Origin of the sequence: Parafrankia irregularis, from assembly GCF_001536285.1 — a bacterium.
GTDB lineage: Bacteria > Actinomycetota > Actinomycetes > Frankiales > Frankiaceae > Parafrankia > Parafrankia irregularis.
In genome coordinates this window covers 565,873-588,515 of sequence record NZ_FAOZ01000002.1, presented here as the reverse complement: position 1 = coordinate 588,515, position 22,643 = coordinate 565,873, and the positions used below count along the sequence as shown (strand labels likewise).

The following is a 22,643-nucleotide window of genomic DNA, read 5'->3' as shown; positions in this document are numbered from 1 at the left end:
TCACCCGCCGGGTCGCACGAATGGCCTGGATCGCCGTGGCGCGTGACGACGATCCCGATGACCTGCTGGCCAGAACGAACCGCATCTCGCGGACGAACCGCCCACGGATCCCGATCGGCGCCCCGCGTTGGTGTCGTCATCGCGGGCGCCGTCGGTGTGATCCGCCGTCAGACGGCTCGCCGGCGCTGCTTGCGCCGTTCCCGTTCGGACATGCCGCCCCAGATACCGAAACGCTCGTCGTTCTCCAAGGCGTACTCCAGGCACTCGATGCGAACCTCACAGCCGGAGCAGATGCGTTTCGCCTCCCGGGTCGAACCGCCCTTCTCAGGGAAGAACGCCTCAGGATCGGTCTGCGCGCACAGCGCCCGCTCCTGCCACTCCATCACCTCACCGAGCAGATCACCGAAGCCGATGTCGATGACCTGGGCGAGGGAGTCGGCCAACGGCCCGTCCACCTGGGTCAGACGCACGTCACCCGGGCTGACGAGGACGCCGCTCTCGTCGTCTTCCTCTTCCTCGTCATCCTCGTCGTCGTCCTCGTCCAGATCACTGTCGTCGAGGTCGTCGACATCGGTGCCGTGGCCGGACCCGACCAGCTCCTGCCGGCCGAGACCGGGCATGGCCGGCGGCGCGACGACGGTGGCGTTCGCTGTCACCGGGATCGGGTGCGGCCCGGTGCCGGCCAACGCGGCGGACGCGGGAACAACGGGGACAGGCGGTGGCGCGGGAACCGGAAGTGGCGCGGCCGCGTGCGCGGCCTCCTCCCCCGGCCCGGGGTGGTACTGAGCGGGACGCTCGACGTCCGCCAGGACGGTGTGGACGCCCGCGTCGGCGTGCTCCATATGGACTCCTCCAGACCCGTCGCGGTGCGGTCGGCCACCCCCCGGACGCCGGCGCGCGGTGCCTTGGATCCACACCGACTGGACCTCGCTCTACCTCACGAGCCCCGCCGACGGGGGGAATGACACGCCGGTAATTACACGCGCCAGACTTGGCCGCGTCAACCCCACCGACGCAACATCTTCTACAACCAGCGATGAGACCATAGCTCACAGTCACTAGGGCCCGTCACAGAGGGTCCCCGTTGACCGGCGCTCTACTACGGAGAGTGACAATCCGAGAGGCGGGGGCGCGATGTTCGATCTCAGCCCTGAGGGCGAACTCCCCCATATCGGACGCCGAAATATCCGGACATCCAACCCGAACTTACACCGATCACCAGCACCGACAACGAGCCATCGAGACGTCGGTCACATAGAGTAGTGACACGAACGAGCTGTGACGCTCCTCAGGTCACGATCGCGAGCATGGTGCGCGCAGCGTCACCACGTGCGGCTGCGAGGCGTTCCGAGGAGACCACACCGTAGGTAGTGGTCCGCTGCCGAGCGGGCCGGCCGGCGGCCCTGGCGATCTCCTCCAGCTCCGCGATGGAGCGGCGAGAGCCATGCTGGGAGCCCGCCATTCGACTAATGGTCTCCTCCATCAGTGTGCCCCCGAGGTCGTTGACCCCACCCGCGAGCACCTGCGCGCAGCCGTCGGTCCCGAGCTTCACCCACGAGCACTGGATGTTGGCGATCGCTCCGTGCAACAGGATCCGGGCCATCGCGTGCACCGCCCGGTTCTCCTGAACGGTGGGGCCGGGCCGGGCTACCCCGGCCAGGTAGATCGGCGAGCTGTGGTGCACGAACGGCAGCCCGACGAACTCCGTGAACCCGCCCGTCTCCTCCTGGATGCGGCGCAGCAACCGCAGGTGGGCCACCCAGTGCGCGGGCGTGTCAACGTGGCCGTACATCATCGTCGCCGACGAGCGCAGGCCCACCCGGTGCGCGGTGGTGATCACCTCGATCCAGGCGGCCGTCGGCAGCTTTCCCTTGGTCAGAACCCAGCGGACCTCGTCGTCGAGGATCTCCGCGGCGGTGCCGGGGATGCTGTCGAGGCCGGCCTCCCGGGCGGCCGTGAGCCACTCCTGCACCGACAGGCCGCTACGGCTGACACCGTTCATGACCTCCATCGGCGAGAACGCGTGCAGGTGCAGCTCCGGGACGGCCTTCTTGATCTCCCGGGCCAGCTCGAAGTACGCGGTTCCCGGCAGGTCGGGATGGATGCCGCCCTGGACGCAGACCTCGGTGGCTCCCACCGACCAGGCCTCCTGGACCCGGGAGGCCACCTCCTCCAGCGACAGCGTGTAGGCGTCGGCGTCGCCGCGCCGCTGGGCGAAGGCGCAGAACCGGCAGCCCGTGTAGCAGACATTGGTGAAGTTGATGTTGCGGTTCACCACGTAGGTCACGTCGTCACCGACCACGTCGCGGCGCAGGTCGTCCGCGAGCTGGCACAGCTCCTCCAGCGCCGGGCCGGTCGCGCCGAACAGCACGAGGGCCTGGGCGTCGGTGATGCCGGCCGGGTCGGTACGCGCCCGGCGCAGTGCGGCGAGCACCTCCGGCTCCGCTCGGGAGGGCTGACCGGGCACTGCGGTGGCCGGCTGTGATCCGTCGGAGCCCGCCGATCCGTCAGAGCCCGCCGATCCGTCAGAGCCCGCCGGCATCGTGGCCCCGGCCCGGGAACCCGAGCCGTACACGCCGTCCACGCCAGTGCCCGCGGCGCGCACCTGGTCACGCAGACCAGCCCAGTCGCCGTATACCGAGTCGAAGTCGGAGCGCGCGGCGGTACGCCGGCCCTCCGTGTCCACCGCGGTGTGCAGGTCGGTGCGGCCGCTGTCGGCCAGGCCACCGTCCGGCTCCTGCCAGGGACGCCCGGTGGCACGTGCCTGCGGGGCGAGTAGTCCGTCCGGGCCAGCCAGCGCCGCCACGTGCCCGGTCAGGCGCGGGTCAATCCACGGCTCGTCCAGATGGGTGGGGTGGACGGTCAGCCGCGCACGCAGCGTGAACCCGGCCGCCTCGGTCACGGTCCGCAGCACGTCCAGATCGGGCCAGGGCCGCTCCGGGTTGACGTGATCCGGAGTGACGGGTGACACCCCACCCCAGTCGTCGAGCCCGGCCGAGAGCAGCAGGGCGCACTCGTCGGTGTCGATGAGGTTGGGTGGCGCCTGCACCCGCATCCGCGGGCCGAGCACCAGTCGGGTCACCGCAACGGCCGCCGCGAGCTCCGCCGCCCCGACGTCCGGCGCGCCACGCATCGCGGTGTCGTCCTTCGCGCGGAAGTTCTGGACGATCACTTCCTGGATGGAGCCGTACTCGCGATCCAGGCCACGCAGCGCGAAGATCGTCTCGGCGCGTTCGGTGAGGGTCTCCCCGATGCCCAGCAACAGCCCGGTGGTGAACGGGATCGACAGCCGGCCGGCGTCCGCCAGCACCCGCAGGCGCACCGCCGGGTCCTTGTCGGGCGAGCCGTGGTGTGCCTCGCCCGGGGTCGACCACAGCCGCGTGGCGGTGGTCTCCAGCATCATTCCCATGGACGGCGCGACCGGCTTGAGGCGTGCCAGCTCCGCCCAGCTCAGCACCCCGGGGTTGAGATGCGGGAGCAGTCCGGTCTCCTCCAGGACCGCGATCGCCACCGCACGCAGGTAGCCCAGGGTGGAGTCGTAGCCGTGGGCGTCGAGCCACTCGCGGGCGGCGGGCCATCTGTCCTCGGGTCGGTCACCGAGGGTGAACAGTGCCTCGGCACACCCGGCCTGGGCCCCGGCGCGGGCGATGTCGAGCACCTCGTCAACCGTGAGGTAGGGCGCCGGCAGCCGGTGCGGAACGGTCGCGAAGGTGCAGTAATGGCAGCGGTCCCGGCACAGCCGGGTCAGCGGGATGAAGACCTTGGGCGAATAGGTGACCACTCCGGGGCGGCCCGCGGACGCGAGCCCCGCGTCACGCGTCCTGGCCGCCGAGGCGCACAGATCAACGAGGTCGGTGCCGCGGGCGGCGAGCAGAATCGCCGCCTCGGTGACGTCCAGGGTGGCACCGTCACGCGCGCGCCGCAGCGCGCGGCGCATCGCGGCGGCCGACGGCGGCGGTTCCGGACGGTGCTCGCGACCGGGGTCGAGGCTCCTCGTCTCCCCGGTTCCTTCTCCGCCCGGAACAGCCGCCGTACTCGTCATGCGCTCACCCTGGATAGTCGGTCAATGATCTTGGGGATGTGCTTACAGGTCGCGAAATGTCATGAACCGTCCGAAACAGCGGAAAAGTTCCGACCGGCGTTGAGCGGGGGTCAGGCCGCGCCGCCCTGGCGGGCGCCGAGCCGGCCGGCCGCGGAGCCGCGGAGCCGGTCGAGGGTCCCGATCAGCAGGTTCGTGCGCCTGCGGGCGGCCAGTCTGTCGGTCCGTGCGCTGGCCCTGGCCAGGCCGGCGCCCCGCAGGTCGGCGTGCCGGGCGGCCGCCACCTGTGGTGCCCGCGCCCCGGCCAGGGCACGGTTCAAGGACGCGGAGAGGGCTTCGAGGCTCTTTGGGGTACCGGTACTGGTAGGGCTCCGTGGGTCTCTGATCGCGGACATGGCAGTCCTTCCGGCGACGTGAAGAGCTGTGTCCATCTCACAGCCCTCTTTAATGAGAATCAAGAGATGGCAGCTTCGAGTCAGGCAACATCACCCAGGGCAACCGCCCACATCCCCACACCGATGACCGCCACGACGCGTCAACGTGCCGCGCCGTGCCGGTGATGACTGTGCCGCCGCCAGTGACAGCCTGGGCGGAAATGGCCGGATACTCCCCCGAGCCGAAACGTCGACGAGCGGATGGCGCTCGTACAAGACAATTCCCTCCTGCGTCCCGCCGAGGTCGTTACCCTGATCAGGTGCCACGCAACCGTCAGGAAGTCCCGCGCGAGGAACGGATCGACGCGTTGCTCGCGGTCGCCGAGCAGCAGTTCCTTGCCCGCGGGTTCGCCGGAACCTCCATCGCCGAGATCGCCCGCGCCGCCGGTATCGAGCCCGGCTCGGTCTACTGGTACTTCCGCTCGAAGGACCACGCGTTCGCAGCCGTGCTCAACCGCCTGCTCGACGGCGAGACGGAGCGCATCGCAGCGCTGCCCGACGAGCCGGCGAACAAGCTCTTCGCCGCGCTGGACTCGGTCGAGCAACGGCGAACGCTGCATCCGTGCGTCGCGGAACGGGCACCCCACGCCCCACCGATCATGGAATACCACGAGCGGCTACACGAATGGCTGCATGGACTCGCGCTCAGCGCGGTCGCGGACCTCGTGCCCGGGCCGGACCGCGAGATCGCCGCGGACGCCGTGGTGGCGACGATCGAAGGCGGGCTGGCGAACCCCGCGCCGAGCCGGCCCACCAGCCATCTGGTCCGTTACCTGCTCGCCTCACTGGCCAGCACCACGAACTCCCCCGCACCACCGCTGCCCGCGGAGCGCGTGCCGCACTGACGCGCATCGCGCCGACACCGTGACCCGCCCCTGCGGCAACCGCGGTGGAAGGATGGCGCGGTGAGGATTACGGCATTGGCTGGCGGAATCGGCGGCGCGCGTTTTCTGACCGGTGTCCGGGCGGCACGGCCGGACGCAGAGATCACCGTCATCGGCAACACGGGTGACGACATCACCCTGCACGGTCTGCGCATCTGCCCAGACCTCGACACCGTCATGTACACGCTCGGCGGAGGCATCTCCGCGGAGCGCGGCTGGGGCCGCGAGGACGAGTCCTTCGTGGTCTCCGGTGAGCTCGCCGCCTACGGCGTGGGGCCGAGCTGGTTCGGTCTCGGCGACCGCGATCTGGCCACCCATCTCGTCCGTACCCAGATGATTGACGCCGGTTACAAGCTGTCGGACGTCGTCACGGCGCTGTGCGACCGCTGGCGGCCCGGGGTGCGCCTGCTGCCCATGTCGGACGACCGCGTCGAGACCCACGTGATCATCAATGATGACCAGGGCCGGCGGGCCGTGCATTTCCAGGAGTGGTGGCTGAAGCTGCGGGCGTCCGTCCCGGCGGAGGCCATTCTCTCCGTCGGCGCCGCGGAGTCGGCCCCCGCGCCCGGAGTGCTGGACGCCATCGCGGCGGCCGACGTCGTGCTCATCGGCCCGTCCAACCCGGTGGTCTCCATCGGCACGATCCTGTCGGTGCCGGGGATCGCCGCCGCGCTGCGGGTGACGCTTGCCCCGGTGATCGGCATCTCCCCGATCATCGGTGGCGCGGCTGTGCGTGGCATGGCGGACGCCTGCCTGAAGGCGATCGGCGTCGAGACCACGGCGCGCGCGGTCGGTGCGCACTACGGCGGCCGGCACCGCGACGGCGAAACGGCCTCAGCGCCCGAGCGGAAGGGCACCTCCGGGGGCGCGGAGCGGGAGCTTGGTCACGGTCTCCTCGACGGTTGGCTGGTTGACGTCGTGGATGCCGATGTCGCAGCGGACCCGGATGCCATACCCGGAGCTACCGTGAAGGCCGTACCGCTTCTCATGACCGATCTGGAGGCCACTGTGGCGATCGTGGAGGCGGCACTGGAGCTCGCCGGTGTCTGAGCTGTCCGCCATGGATCCATTCACTCTGGGCACGCCCGCACTGGGGACGCCGACGTCCGCGGACGAACCGTCACCGGCGGGCACCTCGGCACCGCTCGCCGTCCCGTCGGAGGCGGCGGCGCTCACCCCTGCGCACGAACCGTCCGCCGCGCAGCAGCCTGCGCCGGTCGCACCGCCCACCCCGGCCACCCCGGCCGGCCCGGAAGTGCCTGCGAGCGCCCGGCTGCAGATCCTGCCGCTGCCCGGTATCGGGGAGATCCGCCCCGGCGACGACCTCGCCCAGGTGATCGCCACGGCCGCGGGTGCGGGAGAGCCGGGTACCGGAGGGGCCGCGGGCCTGCTCGACGGTGACGTCCTCGTGGTCACCTCGAAGATCGTCTCCAAGGCCGAGGGCCGGTTGATCCAGATCGACGGCGACCAGGACCGGGAGGCGACCCGGCAGGTGGCGATCGACGCCGAGTCCGTGCGCGAGGTGGCCCGTCGCGGCCAGACCCGCATCGTCGAGACCCGGCACGGGCTGGTGCTGGCGAGTGCCGGCGTGGACGCGTCGAACGTCAACAAGGATTCCATCGCACTGTTGCCGGTCGACCCGGACGCCAGCGCACGCACCCTGCGTGACGGCCTGCGGGAGCGGCTCGGCGTCGACGTCTGCGTGATCATCAGCGACACGGCCGGGCGGCCCTGGCGCCGTGGGCTCACCGACATGGCCATCGGCGTGGCCGGGATGGCCGCGCTGCGCAGCCACATCGGCGATGTCGATGCGTACGGCAACGAACTGGGCATGACCGAGATCGCCGAGGCCGACGAGCTCGCCGCGGCGGCCGACCTGGTGAAGGGCAAGCTGGGGGCGACCCCGGTGGCCATCGTCCGCGGCTTCGGGCGGCTGCCGGATGACGGCGCCGGCGCCGGCGCGCTGCTGCGGCCCTTCGCCGAGGACATGTTCCAGCTCGGCACGGTCGAGGCACGCCGGTCCGCACCGTTCGCCCGCCGTACGGTGCGGGAGTTCGCCGACCTCCCGGTGGACCCGGCGGCCGTGCGCCAGGCGGTCGCGGCCGCGATCACCGCCCCGGCCCCGCACCACACCACCCCCTGGCGGTTCGTGCTGGTCGACGCCCGCCGGCACGCCCTGCTCGACGCCATGGCCATGGCCTGGACGGACGATCTGCGCCGCGACGGCTTCGACGAGGACTCGGTGAGCCGGCGGCTGCGTCGCGGTGACGTGCTGCGCCGGGCACCCGTCCTCATCGTGCCGATGATGGTCAGCGACGGGTCGCACTCGTATCCGGACGAGCGCCGGTCGCGGGCCGAGGAGCGCATGTTCACCGTGGCGGTCGGTGCCGCCGTGCAGAACCTGCTGGTCGCGCTGGCTGCCGAGGGCCTGGGCTCGTGCTGGGTGTCGTCCGCGCTGTTCTGCGGGGAGATCGTCACCGACGTCCTGGATCTGCCGCGGACCTGGGCACCGATGGGTGTGGTGGGCGTCGGGCATCCAGCCGCGCCGGCGGCTCCTCGCCCACCCCGGGATGCCACCGCGTTCATCGTCGAACGTTGATCGACAACTGCCTTCAGGCAGCTGTGCACCAGCTGTGACGAGAAAATCGAGGACCCGAGTTCCGTCCGATTTGCGGGTATTTGTAGGTTCCCGCCGGGTCGCCGCAGCACCCGGGACGGCGACCGAGCGCGACTGCCGGCGAGTCGGACGGACCGCACCTGCCCAGCTCTGTTCGACACTTCGTAGGATCTGACACCGTGGGGAAAAGCAGCGCCGCGCGCAACAGCCGTCTGGATCAGCTCCGCCAGGAACAGCGGCGGAAGGAACGCCGGCGTGCGCTTCTGATCTATGGCACGTCCGGGTTCGTCGCGCTCGCCCTCCTCGCGGGGATCATCGTCTACAGCGTCATCGACAACCAGTCGAAGAGCGAAAAGCGCAAGGTCGGCTACGTGGAGGCGGCGTCGGCCGCCGCGCTCGCCGCCGGCTGCACCGGGATCCGCAACGACGAGTCCTATGGCAACACCCACGTCGACAGCACAAAGACGGTCGACTACCAGAACTCCCCGCCGTCCTCCGGGAACCACGACGCGGATCCGCTCCCGGACTCGATCCGCTTCTACAACCCGGACTCGGGCATTCGCATCGAGCGGGCGGTCCACAACCTGGAGCACGGCTTCGTCGTCGCCTGGTACGACACCGAGCTGCCGGACGACCAGGTCAAGACGCTGGAGAAGGTCGCCGCCGATTCCGGCAACCGCTTCATCGCGGTGCCCTGGACGCGCGACGCGTTCGCGGGCAACCAGCACTTCGTCCTGACCGGCTGGGACCGGACCCAGCGGTGCACCACCGTCTCCGCCGGCGTGGTGAACGAGTTCATCAACAAGTGGGCGGACCCGCCGGCCGAAGGCGCGAGCTGGGACTCCCCGACCGCTCCCGAGTCGGGCTACCAGGGCGGAACGCTCAACGTGACCGCCGACGGGCCGCTCGACACCGCGGCCGCCGCCGACGCGACGCCGGGCGCCGGCACGATGAGCACGCCGGCCCCCTGACCGGCGCCCTCTGGACGCCCCCTGGACACCCCCTGGCGCGGATGCCTCTCCTGACCGCCGGCCCCGTGCCGGCGGTCAGGCCGCGCCGGTGCGGATCGGCATGAGCAGGTAGCGGTAGTCCTCCCCGTCGTCCTTGCCGGTCAGCACGGCAGGGCTGGAGGAGGTGGTGTTCGGGTCCACCGCGGAGAACCCGATCACCACCTCGTCGCCCTCGACCGCGCCCAGGCCGTCAAGCAGGAACGCGGGATTGAACAGGACCGACAGCTCGGGGCCGGTGTACTCGACCGGCACCAGCTCGCAGGCCTGCGCGCCACCGCCGTCACCGGCCTCGGCGAGGACCTGGCCCGCCGAGAAGGTGAAGCGCAGCGGCGCCGTCCGGGTGGCGACCAGCGCGACCCTGCGCACGGCCGACGCGAGAACCGACGTCTGCGCGGTGACGGTGAACCCGGACGCCTCCGGCAGCAGCCGACGGTAGTTCGGGAAGGTCCCCTCCAACAGGCGCACGATCGTCTGCCGGCCGTTGACCGAGAGACCGAACCGCGCGACCCCGGAGTCGTCGACGCCCATCCCGAGCGCGATCCGCGACGCACTGGTCGGCAGTCGGGCGATGTCCGCGAGCAGCCGGGCCGGCACATGCGCGACAGCCTCGGGATCGTCGACCGTGGGCTGCCAGGGAATCGTGCGCAGCGCGAGCCGGTAACGATCGGTCGCGACCAGGCTCAACCCGCCGCGGGCGATCTCCAGACGGACGGCGGTGAGGACCGGCAGCGAGTCGTCCCGGCCCGCGGCGGGTGCCACCTGCGCCACCGCCGCGGCGAAGCCCAGCGTGTCGACCTCGCCCACCGGCGGCGGGAACACCGGGAGAACCGGGTAGTCCTCGGCGTCGAGCGTGGGGATACGGAAGCTCGCGGTGCCGCATTCGATGGTCACGCGGGTCGCGGTGGCCCACACGAGCACCGGAGCATCCGGCAGGTTGCGCACGACGTCGGCCAGTAGGCGCCCGGGAACAACCACCCGGCCCGGTTCGGTGACGACGGCCTCGACCGGGGCCCGGGCCGCCACCTCACCGTCGAAGGCCGAGATCTCCAGAGCCGGCGCACCGCGGCCCCGGGAGCGCTCAGGGGCGCGATCCGAGTTGTGGTCCGAGTTGTGGTCCGAGGCGTGGTCCGGCAGCAGAGCCTCCAGGAGCAGGCCGGTCAGGACCTGCTGTGCGCCACCCGTCGGCTTCGGCAGATGGCGGGCGACCCAGCCCGTAGCGTCGGCGAGTACGTCGCGTTCCACGCTGAACCTCATGCTCGGATTGTCTCGCCGGACGAGGCCGAATCTCCGCATTCCGCAAAGCCTCGCCGCGACGGCGCCGCGCCCGGGGCCACGACCGCACGGGTCACCATGCCTCCCTCGGCCCCGCTGCGACGCCGCCTCGCCGCCACCTCGCCGCCGTCTCGATGCCACCTCGAGGTGCCGACGGGGCGCCCATCGGCCAGCCGGCCGCCGGCCCTCGGGCACGCCCAACCGCTACCCGCCCGGCCCCGGTGGGGAGCCGCCCGGGGCCGGAATGCCTTCCGCCGCCGCAGGGCCGGCCACCACGATTCGCGGACACCCGACCGGCTCCCGGGATCCGGTTCAGATATTGAGTGAGACCATTCCGGAGCACCTTCGGGCGCCTGGCCGGTACCGGGTTCGACCGACGGTAAAAGGCAGGTCTATTGTCGTCACCAGCATCGTTCTGAACCGTTGGTGCCCGTGGGGGGACGCCATGCTGGAAAACCTGACCGCAGCTACGCGCAGCGAATCCGCGCGACCCGTCGGGAGCACGTCGAGGACACCTTCCGGTGGGCACAATCCCGCGCTCGACGGGCTGCGCGCGCTGGCGGTGCTGACCGTGTTCTTCCACCATATGGGCCTGGTACCAGGGGGTTATCTGGGGGTCGACCTCTTCCTGGTGCTCAGTGGGTTCCTCATCACCGGCCTGCTGCTGGCCGAGCGGGACCGTGAAGGCTGGATCTCCCTGCGCGCCTTCTGGGCACGCCGCGCTTTCCGTCTCCTCCCCGCCTTCTACATCTTTGTAGCAGCAGGGATCCCACTCGTCCTGCTCTTCAAGGACGCGGACGATCAATGGCAGTTCCTGCGCAACGGTCTCGCCGCGGTCTTCTACGTGGCAAATATTCAGCGCACGCTGAATCCCCCGGACAGCGGCGCGTGGTTCGGTCATGTGTGGACGCTCTCACTGGAGGAGCAGTTCTATCTGGTCTGGCCGATCGCGCTGGTTGCGATCTGCCGCAACGGCCGGCTGCGCCGCTGCCTGCCGGAGATCCTGATCAGCCTGGTGATCATCGTGCTGATCTGGCGTGAGGTGCTGATCTCAACCGGCGCGTCGAACCTGCGCATCTACTACGCCCCCGACACCCGGTTCGACTCCCTGCTCGTCGGCTGTCTGCTCGCCGTCTGGCGCTACGACTCCCTGCGCGGCTGGGCCTCCCCTCGCCACGCGGCGCGCGCCACCGCGGACGCCATCCTCCGTCGGCTGGCGTCCTTCAGCCCCGTCGCACTGGTCGCCATCGTGGTCCTCTTCGCCACCGGGCCCGATCTGGTCGGCCGACCGACCTGGATGGCCCGCGGCGGCTACCTGCTCGTCGCGGTCCTCGCCGCCGTCGCGATCCTGGGCGCGGACCAGCGGCGTCCGGGGTGGTACTACCGCATGCTCAGCTGCCGCCCGGCGTCCTGGGTCGGCCGCATTTCCTACAGCCTCTACCTGTGGCATTTCCCGGTGACCGGGGTCGCCAACGATTCACTGGTCCCCCGGTACGGGCGGGTGCCCTCCGCCGGAGCCGCGCTCGTCGTCAGCCTGGGGCTCGCCTCCGCCTCGTACTACCTGGTGGAGAAGCCCGTCCAGCGCCGGCGCCCAGCCTGGGTCAACGCCCGTGGGACGGCCCCGCGCAAAGGCCGAGACACCTTCGCCTCGCCTGCCGCGACACCTCGGCGGGCGGCGACGCAGCCGCTGGCCGTGTCGCCACGGCCGACGTCCGCGCCGATGACCGCGGGCGGCGAATCCGTCCCGCCCGCAGGCGGCTGACCTGCGCATGCGGGTGCTCCTCGCGGACGAGTTCACGGACTGGCCAGGCGGCGGATGGCGGTCGTTTTCCCGAACCTGTTAACTAAATAACAGCAACCGGGACATCTGATCTTTTGGTAACAGAAAGCGCATCCATCTGTCACAGTTCTCTCGCGCCGACTGCCCAGCACGCGGATAGCTCGCGGCCTGCCCGACCGTGCACCGCCGACCGTTTCGGAATTTTTACACAACGTGACCGAACTGAGTGCAGCACCCACGCGTCCCAGCCCGGCGCCACTCCGGGCCGGGGCGCTGTTGGCATGCATCAACGCAGGTCAGGCCTGCTGTCCCAGTCAGGTCACGAAGAGCACGTCTGCCCCACGCGCCCTCGCGTCCTGTGGTGATCGCCCGCCCCATCGGACGCCTCCCAAGCCAGGAGGAATCTGCCGGTGAGCCGTCGCCGCCGACGTCACCAGTCCCCGACGGACCCGCGGCCCAGTGCCGCGGCCGCGAACACGCCACAGCCGGACCCACCGGCCGCCAGCGATGTTCCCACTCGGGTCGATCTGACCAAGCGCGTTCCGACGGCGCCGACCGTCGAGCTGCCCACCGTGGGCGGCACCGCGAAGGCCGGCAGCTCCACGAAGGCAGGCGGCACCGCGAAGGCCGGGAAGACCGCAAAGGCAGGCAGGGCGGGCAAGGCCACGAAGGCGGGCGGTGCGACGCGGGCGGGCAAGGCCGGGCCCGCGGCCAAAGGGCCGGGGCAGCGCGTCCGTGCCTCGGGTCTGGTGCGCACGACGGTGCTGCCCACCGCGGTCGCCGCCAGCCTGCTGTTCTTCTGCACCGCCGCCACCCCCGAAACCAGCGGCGACACCGGCGACCAGCTCGACACCACCAAGAACCCACCCGCCCGCACCGGCGACTGGAAACTGCCCGACCTCGTCCCCAACACCCCGCCCGAGACCAACCCCGCGGACCTCACCACCGACGAGCTCGCCCAGGAAGCCACCTCCGACAGCGACAGCCCCACCACCAGCATCACCCTCACCGCCAGCGCCAAGAAGATCCCCGCCCAGCTCCTCGCCGCCTACCAGAAGGCCGCCCAGCAGCTCGTCGCGGACAAATCCAGCTGCCACCTGTCCTGGGAACTGCTCGCCGCCATCGGCTACGTCGAGTCCAACCACGCCACCGGCCGCAGCATCACCGCCGACGGCACCGTCACCAGCCCACTCATCCTCGGACCCCGCCTCAACGGCACCGGCGGCAACGCCCTCATCCGCGACAGCGACAACGGCGCCCTCGACCACGACACCGTCTACGACCGCGCCGTCGGCCCCATGCAGTTCATCCCCACCACCTGGGCCGGCTCCGGCCGCGACGGCAACGGCGACGGCGTCAAGAACCCGCACAACATCCACGACGCCGACCTCGCCGCCGGCTACTACCTCTGCGCCCGCGACCGCGACCTCGACGACGCCGCCGACCTGCGCGCCGCGATCCTGTCGTACAACCCCTCGGACGCCTACGTCCGCACCGTCCTCACCTGGTACAACGGCTACCGCCAGGGCGGCGCCACCCCCAGCACCGGATCCACCACCACCGACTCCACCAGTCCCAGCCTGGACGACGTCCCGATCACCGATCTCACCCCCACCGGCGGGACGGACGGCACGACGGACCCCAGCCTGAGCCCGACCACGCCCGGCGCGACGCTGCCGCCGACGCCAGCCCCGGAGATCACCCTCGACCCGGGCAGCTGCGACCCGCTGCGGGCCGCCGATCTGGCCGTCGCTCTCACGGATCTCGACCCGGACACCGCCGGCGCCGAGGCGCTCGACCTCACCACCGCGCGCCTGCCCTGGCTGAACACCACCGTCACGGTCGAGGCCACCGCGACCACCACCGATGACAAAGAGATCACAACCAGCTGGACGACCCTGCAGACCGGCGACGGAAAGATGGTGCCGGCGCTCCTCGCCCGGCTGCCCGGAAGCAGCCTCGCCGCGGCAGCCCTGACGGACGACACCGTCATCGTCACGCTGACCGTCACCCCCACCGACCAGGTCTGCCCGGCCCAGATGCGGCTGCGCATCCGCAATGTCCCGTCGAGCGCCTTCGCGGCAGACCCCACCGTCCCGGCGCCCACCGCGACCCCGACGCAGGACACGCCGACCGTAACGCCGGCGCCCACCGAAACCCCGGCAACCACCGCGCCCACATCGCCGAGCGCCACCGTGGCACCGACCACCGCCCCCACCACAGCGGCGCCCACCGCCACGGCCGCACCCACGGCCACCGCGACACCGACGCCGACCACTCCCGCAACGACGAAACCGGCGGCGACCACGCCGGCGGCCACCACGCCTCCCGCGAGCGCCACGGCCACCGCCAGCGCCTCGGCCACCACGACCAGGGCCACGACGACGACCACGACCACAACAGCGCCCAGCACCACGGCGCCGGCGGCGTCCTCAACCGCGTCGCCCACGACGGGCACCAGCTGACCGGCCCCAACCAGCTCCGGGTGGGTCGCACCCACCCGGATGATCGGCCCGGAAATCCACAACTCGGTGACCATCGGGCACGACCCGGGCACACTCGTCCTGTGCCGGCAAATGCCCACCAGGCGCTCGACACGGTGGCAGTACGGACCTTCGCGGCGATGCGGGCCCTGAACATCGCCTTCCTCGTCGCCTACGTCGTCGTCTGGCGTTCCTGGTACACCGCGCACCCCGCCGGGCTCGCCGCCGCCGTCGTGACGGTGCTCTGGGGCACCGTCTTCGTGACCGTCGCTCTTACCCGGCCGCGGCTCGTCCGCCTGCTGGTCCCCGGCAACGTCGCCGTCGCCGTCGGCGTCAGCGCCGGTGCGGTGCTGTTCCTGCCGGCGCAATCCGTCGGTGGTTCCGCCACCTGGGTTTTCTCCGCGGCCGCCCATGCGGCGATCGTCGCCTCCTGGGCCTGCCGCCGGCGGGTTCTGGTCGCCGTGGTCGTGCTGATGGTCACGGCCCTCGTCGGCGGTGCGGCCATCGCCCAGGTCACGATGGACGATCCGGCGGCCGGTGGGAACCACACCCCGCTGGCGCGCGCGTTCGCCGCGTGCCTGCTGGTGATCGCGATCGCGGCCCTGTTCCGTCTCGCGCTCACCCGGCTCAGCGCGATCGCCCGGCTGGCCGACACCAGGCTTGGCATCGCCGCGGCGCAGCGGCAGGCAGCGGCAGTGGCAGCCGCGAGGCTTCGCGACGAGCGAGAACGCGAACGGATGCTGCACGACACCGTTCTCAACACGCTGACCGGCATCGCCTGGGGAGGCGGCACCCGGGACCGATCCGGTATCGCCCTGACCGCCGAGCAGTGCCGCTACGCGATCGACGCCGTCCGCACCATGCTGGACGGGACCGCGTCCGCCACCCGCGACCTCACCGAGCCGATGCTGCGGGTGGTGTCCGTGGCGGCGGCCCGCGGGCTACGGGTGGACGTCGCCTCGCTGCCCACCACGGACCTGCCGGAGGAGGTGGTCCGCGCGGTGGCCGCGGCCGCGCAGGAGCTGCTGGCGAACGTCCGGCGCCATGCCGGGACGGATCACGCCACCCTCACCGTCACGAACCGGCCGGGCGGCGGCGTGAACGTCGTCGTCGACGACGCGGGCCGGGGCTTCGCCGCCGACGACGTTCCCGACGACCGGCTCGGGCTGGCCCGGTCGGTGCACGCCCGGCTCGCCGAGGTCGGCGGGCAGGCGACGATCAGCTCGGCCCCCGGGCACGGAACATCCGTCCGCCTGCGCTGGCCGGCCCCAGCCCCAGCCCCAGCCCTGGCACCAGCACCGGCACCAGCACCGGCACCGGCACCGGCACCGGCCGGGCCTGACCGCGCGGGAGCCTCGACGGCACCAGGGCCCCTGTCACGGGGAAAGACGGCCGGCAAGGTGCTGGAAGCGGCGGGAAGGCTGCCGGGAGGCGTCCCGGCGGCCGCCGGGACGTCGGCCACCGAGCTGCGGGACTCGTACGCGGCCGTGCTGCGCCGCACGGTCGCTTTTGCCGCACCGGCCTGGTTCGGCTGCACCGCCGTCATCGTGCCGTTCACCCTCCCGTCCGCCCGGTCGGTGCCGCTCGCCGTGCTCTGCTGGCCCGCCATGGCGCTGATCGTGGCCGCCGCGGCCCGGACGTCCTACCGGCGGCCGCTGCGCCGCGGCGAGGCCGTCGCCGCGATCACGCTCGCGCTGGCGGTGACCGTGGTGGTGGCTCTGAACGTCACCCAGGCCCACGGTGCGACGGGGGCGGGCGGGCCACCGAGCCGGATCAACACCTGGCCGGTGCTGGTGCTCCCGGTGCTCCTCGCCCTGCTCGCGGTGTCCCGCCTGTTGGTCGCCTGGGCTTTCGCGATCATCGCGACCATCGCGGTGCTCGGCGTGCTCGTCCTGGCCGGCTCGGACACCGGCCCGCTGGCGCTGGCCCAGCTGCTGGCCGCGGCGAACAGCCAGATCGCGCTGCAGATCATGGTGGCGATGGGCGGCCCGGTGCTGCGACGCACCGCCGACCAGGTCGCCCGAGCGCTCGAGGAGGAGACCGCCCGCGCGGCGCTGGAGCAGTCGGCGCGCGCTGTCCGGGCCGACCGGGAGCGTGGTCTCGCCACGATCGAGCAGGAGGTGCTGCCGCTGTTGGAGGCGGTCGCGGACGGTCTGCTGGACCCGCGTGACCCGGCCGTGCGCGACCGCTGCGGCCAGCGGGCGGCCGCCATCCGCCGGGCCCTGGTCACCGGCGCCGGGCAGACGCTGGGTGAGCTGGGGCCGGCAGTCGTCGAGGCCCGCGCGCGGGGGCTCGGGGTCGAGGTGCGGCTGGCCGGCGAGCCGGGGCGGATTCCCGCGCCGGTGCGTGCGCGGCTCGCGGACATCCTGCCCGGTCTGCTCGGTGCCGCGCCGGCCACCGGCGCGCAGCAGGTTGTCCTCACCCTGATCTGCGACGACACCGGCGGGCGGCTCTTCCTCACCTACCCGGCCACAGGCCCGGCCGGGACGGCCGCGTCCCAGCCGTCCCCGCTTCCGCCGTCCCCGCTTCCGCCGGAGGACGAGGAGGAGCTCCTCTCGTTGCGCCGGGACGTCGACGACAGCCAGGTCTGTCTGGAGATCACCTGGCCCGCGCTGAGCCGGCAGACCGACCCGCGGTGAGCCCGCGGGCCCACGGTGATCCCGGGGGCCGGCCTGTCCGACCCGGGGCTCGGGCTGCCTGAGGGGCTCGGGCTGTCCGAAGAGCTGAGGCAGTTCTCCGTCCTGGCGACCCAGAATCCTCAGATCTTGCCCGGCAGCAACCACTGCCGCGGCGGCAGCCCCAAGCCGCGGCCCGATGAGTGGAGGACGTTCGTCGTCAGGACGACTGAAATCCTCCACTCATCGCCCTTCGCCTCCGGCGCCATGGAGACGCCCGTGCTAGGCGCGGTCGGAGCTGAAGCGGACGGCACCCGCGCTCAGCACCGTGCCGGGAAACACCCGCGCGCCGGCACGCAGCTCGTTGCCCGGCTCGATCACGGCGCCGTCACCGACGACGACGTTCTCCAGCACCACGCCGTTGCCGATGACCGCCGCCCGCCCGACGACACTGTCGCGGATGTAGGCACCCGCGCCGACGGAAGCCCGGTCGAACAGGACGGAGCCGTCGATCCGCGCCCCGGTGCCCACCGACGCACCCGCGCCGATCGTCGAGCCACCGCCGATCTTGGCGTCGGTCGCCACCGTCGACCCGGGCAGCACCAGCCGGTCGCCGACCGGACCGGGCAGCGCCGAGGACGGCATCCGCCCGGTGACGAGGTCACGCGAACCGCGGACGAAGGCGGCCGGGGTGCCTAGGTCGAGCCAGTAGGTGTCGTCCGGGTAGCCGACCACGGGAACGCCGGACGTGAGCAGGGCGGGGAAGGTCTCCCGCTCGACCGAGACCGGGCGCCCGGCCGGGATGTCGTCGATCACGGAACGCCGGAAGACGTAGCAGCCGGCGTTGATGAGGTTGGTGGGTGGGTCGGGGGTCTTCTCCAGGAAGGCGGTCACCCGGCCGGCGCCGTCGGTCGGCACGACGCCGAACGCACGGGGATCCTCCACCCTCGTCAGATGGAGCGTCACCGCGGCACCGGCCGTGGTGTGCCGGCTGACGAGGGCACCGATGTCGAGACCGGAGAGGATGTCACCGTTGAAGATGACCACCGGATCGTCGGGGGCTGATTCGAGGCGTTCCGCGACATTGCGGATCGCCCCGCCGGTGCCCAGCGGCTCGACCTCCGTGACGTACTCGAGAACCAGCCCGTGCTCGGAGCCGTCCCCGAAGTACTCCTCGAAAACCTCGGCCCGATAGGAGGTGGCGAGCACCACCCGGGTGATCCCCGCGTCGCGGGCACGGGCGAGCATGTGGGCCGTCACCGGCACGCCGGCAACCGGCAACATCGGCTTCGGCGCCGACATTGTCAACGGGCGGAGACGGGTTCCCTGCCCGCCGACCAGCATCACTGCGTCCATGATTCGTCAGTGTCGCAGAGCACCTCGTCGCAGTTGCGCACACCTGTCCGGGAAATCGCACCCTCTCAACAAGAGGCCACAACCCGGACACGCACGCTCTATACCGAGTTCACGAGTCGTGACGGATATCCGTTATCTGGGTGAGAGAATCAGTGCGGACGGCGCGCCGAAGCGAGCAGGTCAGCGGACCGGGTGGCCCGCGCGCCCGCGCTGTCCCGGGCGAACGCCAGCGCCAGCAGCAGCCGGGCACCGAGGCCGACCGTGAGCGCGGCGCGCAGTGGCAGGTAGGCCGGGCTGTCGTACTGCCGACACAGATAGCGGATCATGCTGCGGTGGTGTGCGATCACCATCCGGCGCGACGACCGCTTCGTCGAGTGCCCGCCGAGGTGCTCGACGACGGCGCCGGGGACGTAGACCAGCTGGTGGCCGGCCAGCCCGACGCGCCGGCCCAGATCGACGTCCTCCATGAACATGAAATAGGACTCGTCGAAGCCGCCGACGGCCTCGAACACCTCGCGCCGCAGCAGCTGACAGGAGCCGGACAGCCAGCCGGCGGTCATCTCCCTCGGAACGCCCCGCTCGCGGCGGTAGGAGGCCGTCCAGGGGTTCGTGGGCCAGCACCACCCGAGCAGCGCGTGGCCGATGCCCCGCCCAAGCGAGGGCAGGTCACGAGCGGACGGGTACAGCGCCCCGTCCGGGTTGATGATGCCGGGGCCGAACGCACCGCCGCCGGGCCAGCGATCGGCCGCGGCGATCAGCTCGTCCAGGCTGCCCGGGGAGAAGGCGATGTCGGCGTTCGCCACCAGCAGCCACGGCGTGGACGCACCAGCCGCCCCCCGGTTGGCGCCGGAGCCGTAGCCGAGGTTGCGGCCCGGGCGCAGCAGCGCCACCTCGGGCCGCTCGCCCGCGGCACGGGTCCCGACATCGACCTGGGGCGAGTTGTCGACCACCACGACCTCGTACTGACGGGTGGTCGACTTGGCCAACGAGTCCAGGAAGGTTCCGATGACCTCCCCGGAGTTGAAGGTGACGACGACGACCCGGATCTCCGGCTTGTCCACCGGAAAACCGTAGCGCGTCAGGCGTCGGCCACCGCACGGGCATAGCTCGCCAGGTGCGCCTCCGCCGAGGCGGCCCAGGTGAACTCGCGGGAGCGGGCGAGGCCGGCGGCCGCGAGCTGGCTGCGGCGCTCCGCGTCGTCGAGCAGGGTGCTCATCTCACGGGCGATGGAGTCCGCGTCCGGCTGGGTGTAGGCGACCGCGTCCCCACCCACCTCGGGCAGCGACAACCGCGGTGTGGTGAGCACCGGCGCGCCGCAGGCCATGGCCTCCAGCACGGGCAGCCCGAAGCCCTCGCCGTGCGACGGGTAGGCGACCAGCTCCGAGCCGCCGAGGTAGCCCGGCAGGTCGGAGAAGCGCAGGTAACCCGGACGGATCACGCGCAGATGGCTCGGCACCGAGGCGACGGCCGCGTCGACGTCGTCGTCCCAGCCGGAGCCGCCGGCCAGCACCAACGCCGGCGGCTCGTCCCGCCAGTGCACCGCCTCGGCCCAGCCGCGAATGAGGTTCGGAACGTTCTTCCGCGGCTCCAGCATGCCGAGAAAAGCGACATACCGGGCGTTTCCGAGACCGAGCCGCAACCGCACCCGCCGCCGGTCATCCTCCGTTGGCGGATGGAACGTGCTGGTATCCACCCCGTGATACGCGACGTCGGTGGTGGTCGGATCGCCCTCGAGCACGCGGACGAGCTCGTCCCGCGTCGCCTTCGACGGCACGATGATGCGGTTCGCCCGGCGCACCGCCGTACGCATCGCCGAGCGGAAGAAGGTTCCCTTCACCGCGGTATGCATCTCCGGCTCGGTGAAGAACGTGACATCGTGGATCGTCACGCACACCGGCCGTTGTGCTCGCAATGGCATTGTGTAGTGCGGGGAGTGGATTACTTCGGCATTGACCTGCTCCGCCACCAGCGGAAGGCCGGTCTGCTCCCACGCCAACCGCGCGGGCCGGTGCGCAATGGCCGCCGGGCCCGACAGGACGGTCGCCTGGGGCGCCATCCGGCTGTAGCGTTCCTCGTCCGATCGCTGGCACACCAGCGCCATGTCGGCGCCAGCCGCGCCCAAGGCGGCGACGAGCCCGTCGACATATCGCCCGACGCCACCGCGGTCGGCCGGGACCGAGGTCGCATCAACGAGCACCCGGGGTCCCACGGCGCTCCTTCCGAGACGTGCCGCCTGATTCAGTGTGGCCGCTTGCTTCTCAACGGTGGCAACACTACGCCCGCCCGTCGTCAGCGACGGACACGGCAGGGGAGCTGCTGATTCGACGGTAGAGCTCCCAGCACGATCGCGCCGCCTCATTCCAGGTAAATCCCGCCGCGCGGAGGAGTCCCGAACGCGACAGACGGCTGTGTAGCCGGGGATTCTGGACGATACGCCCGAGAGCCTCGGCAAAGCCGGCCGCATCACCGATCCGGGCCACCAGCGCGGCGTCCCCGGCGACCTCCACCAAAGCCGGCGTGTCGGACACGACCACCGGCACTCCGTGGGCCATGGCCTCGATGACCGGCAGCCCGAAACCCTCCGAGCGACTCGGCGCGAGCAGGGCCGTCGCCCGGGAGAGCACGACCGCGAGATCCTCGTCACTGATCCGGCCGAGCGCGCGGAAACGCCCGGCCGCCGCGAGCTCGGCGAACCCGCCCGGACCCGCGGTACCGGCACCGAGATCACCCCACCCCGCCGCTCCGACGTGCACCAACGGCAGATCGGGCGCCGCCGGGTGACGCATCGCGGCCAGCGCCGTGTCCAGGCCCTTGCGGGGCTCCATGGTCGCCAGCGTCAGCAGGTACCCCCGTTCGGGCAGGCCCAGCCGGGCGGCCCGGCGATCGGCGTCCGCCGGCACCCGCAGCACCGCGTCGGCGACCCCCTCGCCGATCACGTGCAGCCGCTCGGGGTCGATCGGCAGGTGCTCGCGGACGTCCGCGGCGACGGCCTGGGTCGGCACGATCACCGCGTCGGCCTCGCGGGCGACCCGCTCCCCCATCTCGCGATGCCAGCGCACCCCGTGCGGGGTGAGGGTTTCGGGATGGGTCCACGGCACCGCGTCGTGCACCGTGACCACCAGGCGGCTCCGACCGTCCAGGCGGCTGCCGATCAGCGTGCGGCTTCGCGGGTCCGCGTCGCCGTGGCGACCGGTCGCCGTCCGCCGCCACGCGGTGGCCGCGTGGCGCACCCCGGGCGGGAGCGCCTCAAGGCCTCGTGGCGGCACGAGGAGCGTCGGCGCATGGACGACGTCCACTCCCCCGGGTATCGGGCCCACGCCGCGCGCCCAGGCTGCGGCAAGGGCGCGCCGTGGCAGCCCCAGGCGCAACGGCCCGAGAACACCGGGCACGGCCGCGCCCGAGACGTCGCGGCGGAACGCGCACCATCCGACGACACCGTCGCCGGGATCCGCGGTGCGAGCCAGGGCTGCGGCCAGCTCGGCGGAGTAGCGACCGGTGCCGCCGGGCACCGGCGCCAGCATCTGTTCGACCAGGAAACCGATCCGCACGGCGGTCAGTCTCCCGCGCGACGCCGGGCCCGCCGGCCCCGCCCCCTGCGACGAACTTCCGCTGCTGCCGAGCAAGTCCGGATGATCCTGGTCGGCAGCGAGCGTGCCGCCGTGCCCATGGAATGCGAACCCCACCACGCACGGCCATCCGTCGACGACCCCACACCGCCACGTGGCACCGATAATTCACCGTTAATAGGCACAAAAAGGACACAGAGTCGCCTGGCAAACCGCAAGAAGTACGGATTTTGGTCGTTGAAACGACCAAAATCCTTCACTCTTGCGACTCGCCAAACCGGGGCTACGGGGCTACCGGGCTGACCAGAATCCTCAGATCTTCTGGCTCATCCGAACACCCACGGGGCTGGTGGGCCCTGGCCGGGCTACTCGTCGCGCCGGCCGGCCGCCACGCCCGCGACCACCATGATCACGCAGACTCCGATGCCGACTCCGTACCCCCAGGCACGCTCCCCGAACTGGTCGAAGGCCGCACCGAGCCCGAAGATCACCAGGGCGAACAGCAGAAAGGTGAGGAAGCCCGCGAGCACCTTCTGCCCGAGCGGCGCGCTCATGCCCACGCTCCAGGCCGGGCGGAGCCGGCGGTC

General features: G+C 71.7%; 16 protein-coding genes. 7 read left to right on the top strand and 9 right to left on the bottom strand.

Annotation, left to right across the window (positions count from 1 at the left end):
* Positions 1-167: 167 nt before the first annotated feature.
* From AWX74_RS42395 to AWX74_RS05045, 3 genes are all read right to left on the bottom strand, one after another.
* Positions 168-842, bottom strand: a complete 675-nt coding sequence (locus AWX74_RS42395; protein WP_091271992.1) for a WhiB family transcriptional regulator — start codon at positions 840-842, stop codon at positions 168-170.
* Positions 843-1,288: 446 nt separating this feature from the next.
* Positions 1,289-4,042: a bifunctional FO biosynthesis protein CofGH gene (locus tag AWX74_RS05050; protein ID WP_091271989.1), complete on the bottom strand. Its 2,754-nt coding sequence runs from the start codon at positions 4,040-4,042 to the stop codon at positions 1,289-1,291.
* A 110-nt stretch (positions 4,043-4,152) separates the two neighbouring features.
* Complete coding sequence (locus AWX74_RS05045; RefSeq protein ID WP_006538416.1) at positions 4,153-4,434, bottom strand: hypothetical protein; 282 nt, start codon at positions 4,432-4,434, stop codon at positions 4,153-4,155.
* Positions 4,435-4,733: 299 nt separating this feature from the next.
* Between AWX74_RS05045 and AWX74_RS05040 the strand changes: the two genes are divergently transcribed.
* The 4 genes from AWX74_RS05040 (at position 4,734) to AWX74_RS05025 (ending at position 8,945) form a co-directional block, all read left to right on the top strand.
* On the top strand, positions 4,734-5,318 hold the full coding sequence (locus tag AWX74_RS05040) for a TetR/AcrR family transcriptional regulator (RefSeq protein ID WP_091271987.1): 585 nt from the start codon (positions 4,734-4,736) through the stop codon (positions 5,316-5,318).
* Positions 5,319-5,378: 60 nt separating this feature from the next.
* The gene (gene cofD / locus AWX74_RS05035) at positions 5,379-6,407 is read left to right on the top strand and encodes a 2-phospho-L-lactate transferase (RefSeq protein WP_091271985.1); all 1,029 of its coding nucleotides are present in this window, start codon (positions 5,379-5,381) and stop codon (positions 6,405-6,407) included.
* 10 nt (positions 6,408-6,417) lie between these two features.
* Entirely contained in the window at positions 6,418-7,956 is a 1,539-nt protein-coding gene (locus AWX74_RS05030; RefSeq protein WP_226931040.1) for a coenzyme F420-0:L-glutamate ligase, read from the top strand.
* 197 nt (positions 7,957-8,153) lie between these two features.
* Positions 8,154-8,945 (top strand): DUF3105 domain-containing protein, encoded by a 792-nt coding sequence (locus AWX74_RS05025; protein ID WP_091271979.1) that lies wholly within the window; start codon positions 8,154-8,156, stop codon positions 8,943-8,945.
* A gap of 75 nt (positions 8,946-9,020) precedes the next feature.
* On the opposite strand, the gene dnaN is transcribed toward AWX74_RS05025, so the two are convergent.
* Positions 9,021-10,238 carry a DNA polymerase III subunit beta gene (dnaN, locus tag AWX74_RS05020; RefSeq protein ID WP_165615461.1) on the bottom strand — a complete coding sequence of 406 codons (1,218 nt, stop codon included), beginning with the start codon at positions 10,236-10,238 and terminating at the stop codon, positions 9,021-9,023.
* A 463-nt stretch (positions 10,239-10,701) separates the two neighbouring features.
* Here dnaN and AWX74_RS05015 point away from each other — a divergent pair, with 463 nt between their 5' ends.
* The 3 genes from AWX74_RS05015 to AWX74_RS05005 all read left to right on the top strand — a co-directional run bounded on the left by AWX74_RS05015 (position 10,702) and on the right by AWX74_RS05005 (position 17,158).
* Entirely contained in the window at positions 10,702-12,018 is a 1,317-nt protein-coding gene (locus tag AWX74_RS05015) for an acyltransferase family protein (RefSeq protein WP_091271973.1), read from the top strand.
* 428 nt (positions 12,019-12,446) lie between these two features.
* Complete coding sequence (locus AWX74_RS39825) at positions 12,447-14,501, top strand: lytic transglycosylase domain-containing protein (protein WP_091271970.1); 2,055 nt, start codon at positions 12,447-12,449, stop codon at positions 14,499-14,501.
* A 134-nt stretch (positions 14,502-14,635) separates the two neighbouring features.
* Complete coding sequence (locus AWX74_RS05005) at positions 14,636-17,158, top strand: ATP-binding protein (protein WP_242666073.1); 2,523 nt, start codon at positions 14,636-14,638, stop codon at positions 17,156-17,158.
* A gap of 258 nt (positions 17,159-17,416) precedes the next feature.
* Here AWX74_RS05005 and manB read toward each other — a convergent pair whose 3' ends face one another.
* The 5 genes from manB to AWX74_RS04980 form a co-directional block, all read right to left on the bottom strand.
* A complete protein-coding gene (gene manB, locus AWX74_RS05000) occupies positions 17,417-18,490 on the bottom strand; it encodes a mannose-1-phosphate guanylyltransferase (protein WP_091271964.1) in 1,074 nt (357 codons plus the stop codon).
* Between the two features lie 149 nt (positions 18,491-18,639).
* A complete protein-coding gene (locus tag AWX74_RS04995; RefSeq protein ID WP_091271962.1) occupies positions 18,640-19,551 on the bottom strand; it encodes a glycosyltransferase family 2 protein in 912 nt (303 codons plus the stop codon).
* Between the two features lie 17 nt (positions 19,552-19,568).
* The gene (locus AWX74_RS04990; protein ID WP_091271960.1) at positions 19,569-20,699 is read right to left on the bottom strand and encodes a glycosyltransferase family 4 protein; all 1,131 of its coding nucleotides are present in this window, start codon (positions 20,697-20,699) and stop codon (positions 19,569-19,571) included.
* Between the two features lie 64 nt (positions 20,700-20,763).
* Complete coding sequence (locus AWX74_RS04985; protein WP_091272124.1) at positions 20,764-22,038, bottom strand: glycosyltransferase family 4 protein; 1,275 nt, start codon at positions 22,036-22,038, stop codon at positions 20,764-20,766.
* Positions 22,039-22,421: 383 nt separating this feature from the next.
* Positions 22,422-22,610 carry a hypothetical protein gene (locus AWX74_RS04980; RefSeq protein WP_054570574.1) on the bottom strand — a complete coding sequence of 63 codons (189 nt, stop codon included), beginning with the start codon at positions 22,608-22,610 and terminating at the stop codon, positions 22,422-22,424.
* Positions 22,611-22,643 lie beyond the last annotated feature (33 nt).

Bases quoted from the DNA above. Each gene is read 5' to 3' on its own strand.
- AWX74_RS42395 (WP_091271992.1), bottom strand. From the start codon at position 842: ATGGAGCACGCCGACGCGGGCGTCCACACCGTCCTGGCGGACGTCGAG.
- AWX74_RS05050 (WP_091271989.1), bottom strand. From the start codon at position 4,042: ATGACGAGTACGGCGGCTGTTCCGGGCGGAGAAGGAACCGGGGAGACG.
- AWX74_RS05045 (WP_006538416.1), bottom strand. From the start codon at position 4,434: ATGTCCGCGATCAGAGACCCACGGAGCCCTACCAGTACCGGTACCCCA.
- AWX74_RS05030 (WP_226931040.1), top strand. From the start codon at position 6,418: ATGGATCCATTCACTCTGGGCACGCCCGCACTGGGGACGCCGACGTCC.
- dnaN (WP_165615461.1), bottom strand. From the start codon at position 10,238: ATGAGGTTCAGCGTGGAACGCGACGTACTCGCCGACGCTACGGGCTGG.
- AWX74_RS05015 (WP_091271973.1), top strand. From the start codon at position 10,702: ATGCTGGAAAACCTGACCGCAGCTACGCGCAGCGAATCCGCGCGACCC.
- manB (WP_091271964.1), bottom strand. From the start codon at position 18,490: ATGGACGCAGTGATGCTGGTCGGCGGGCAGGGAACCCGTCTCCGCCCG.
- AWX74_RS04980 (WP_054570574.1), bottom strand. From the start codon at position 22,610: ATGAGCGCGCCGCTCGGGCAGAAGGTGCTCGCGGGCTTCCTCACCTTT.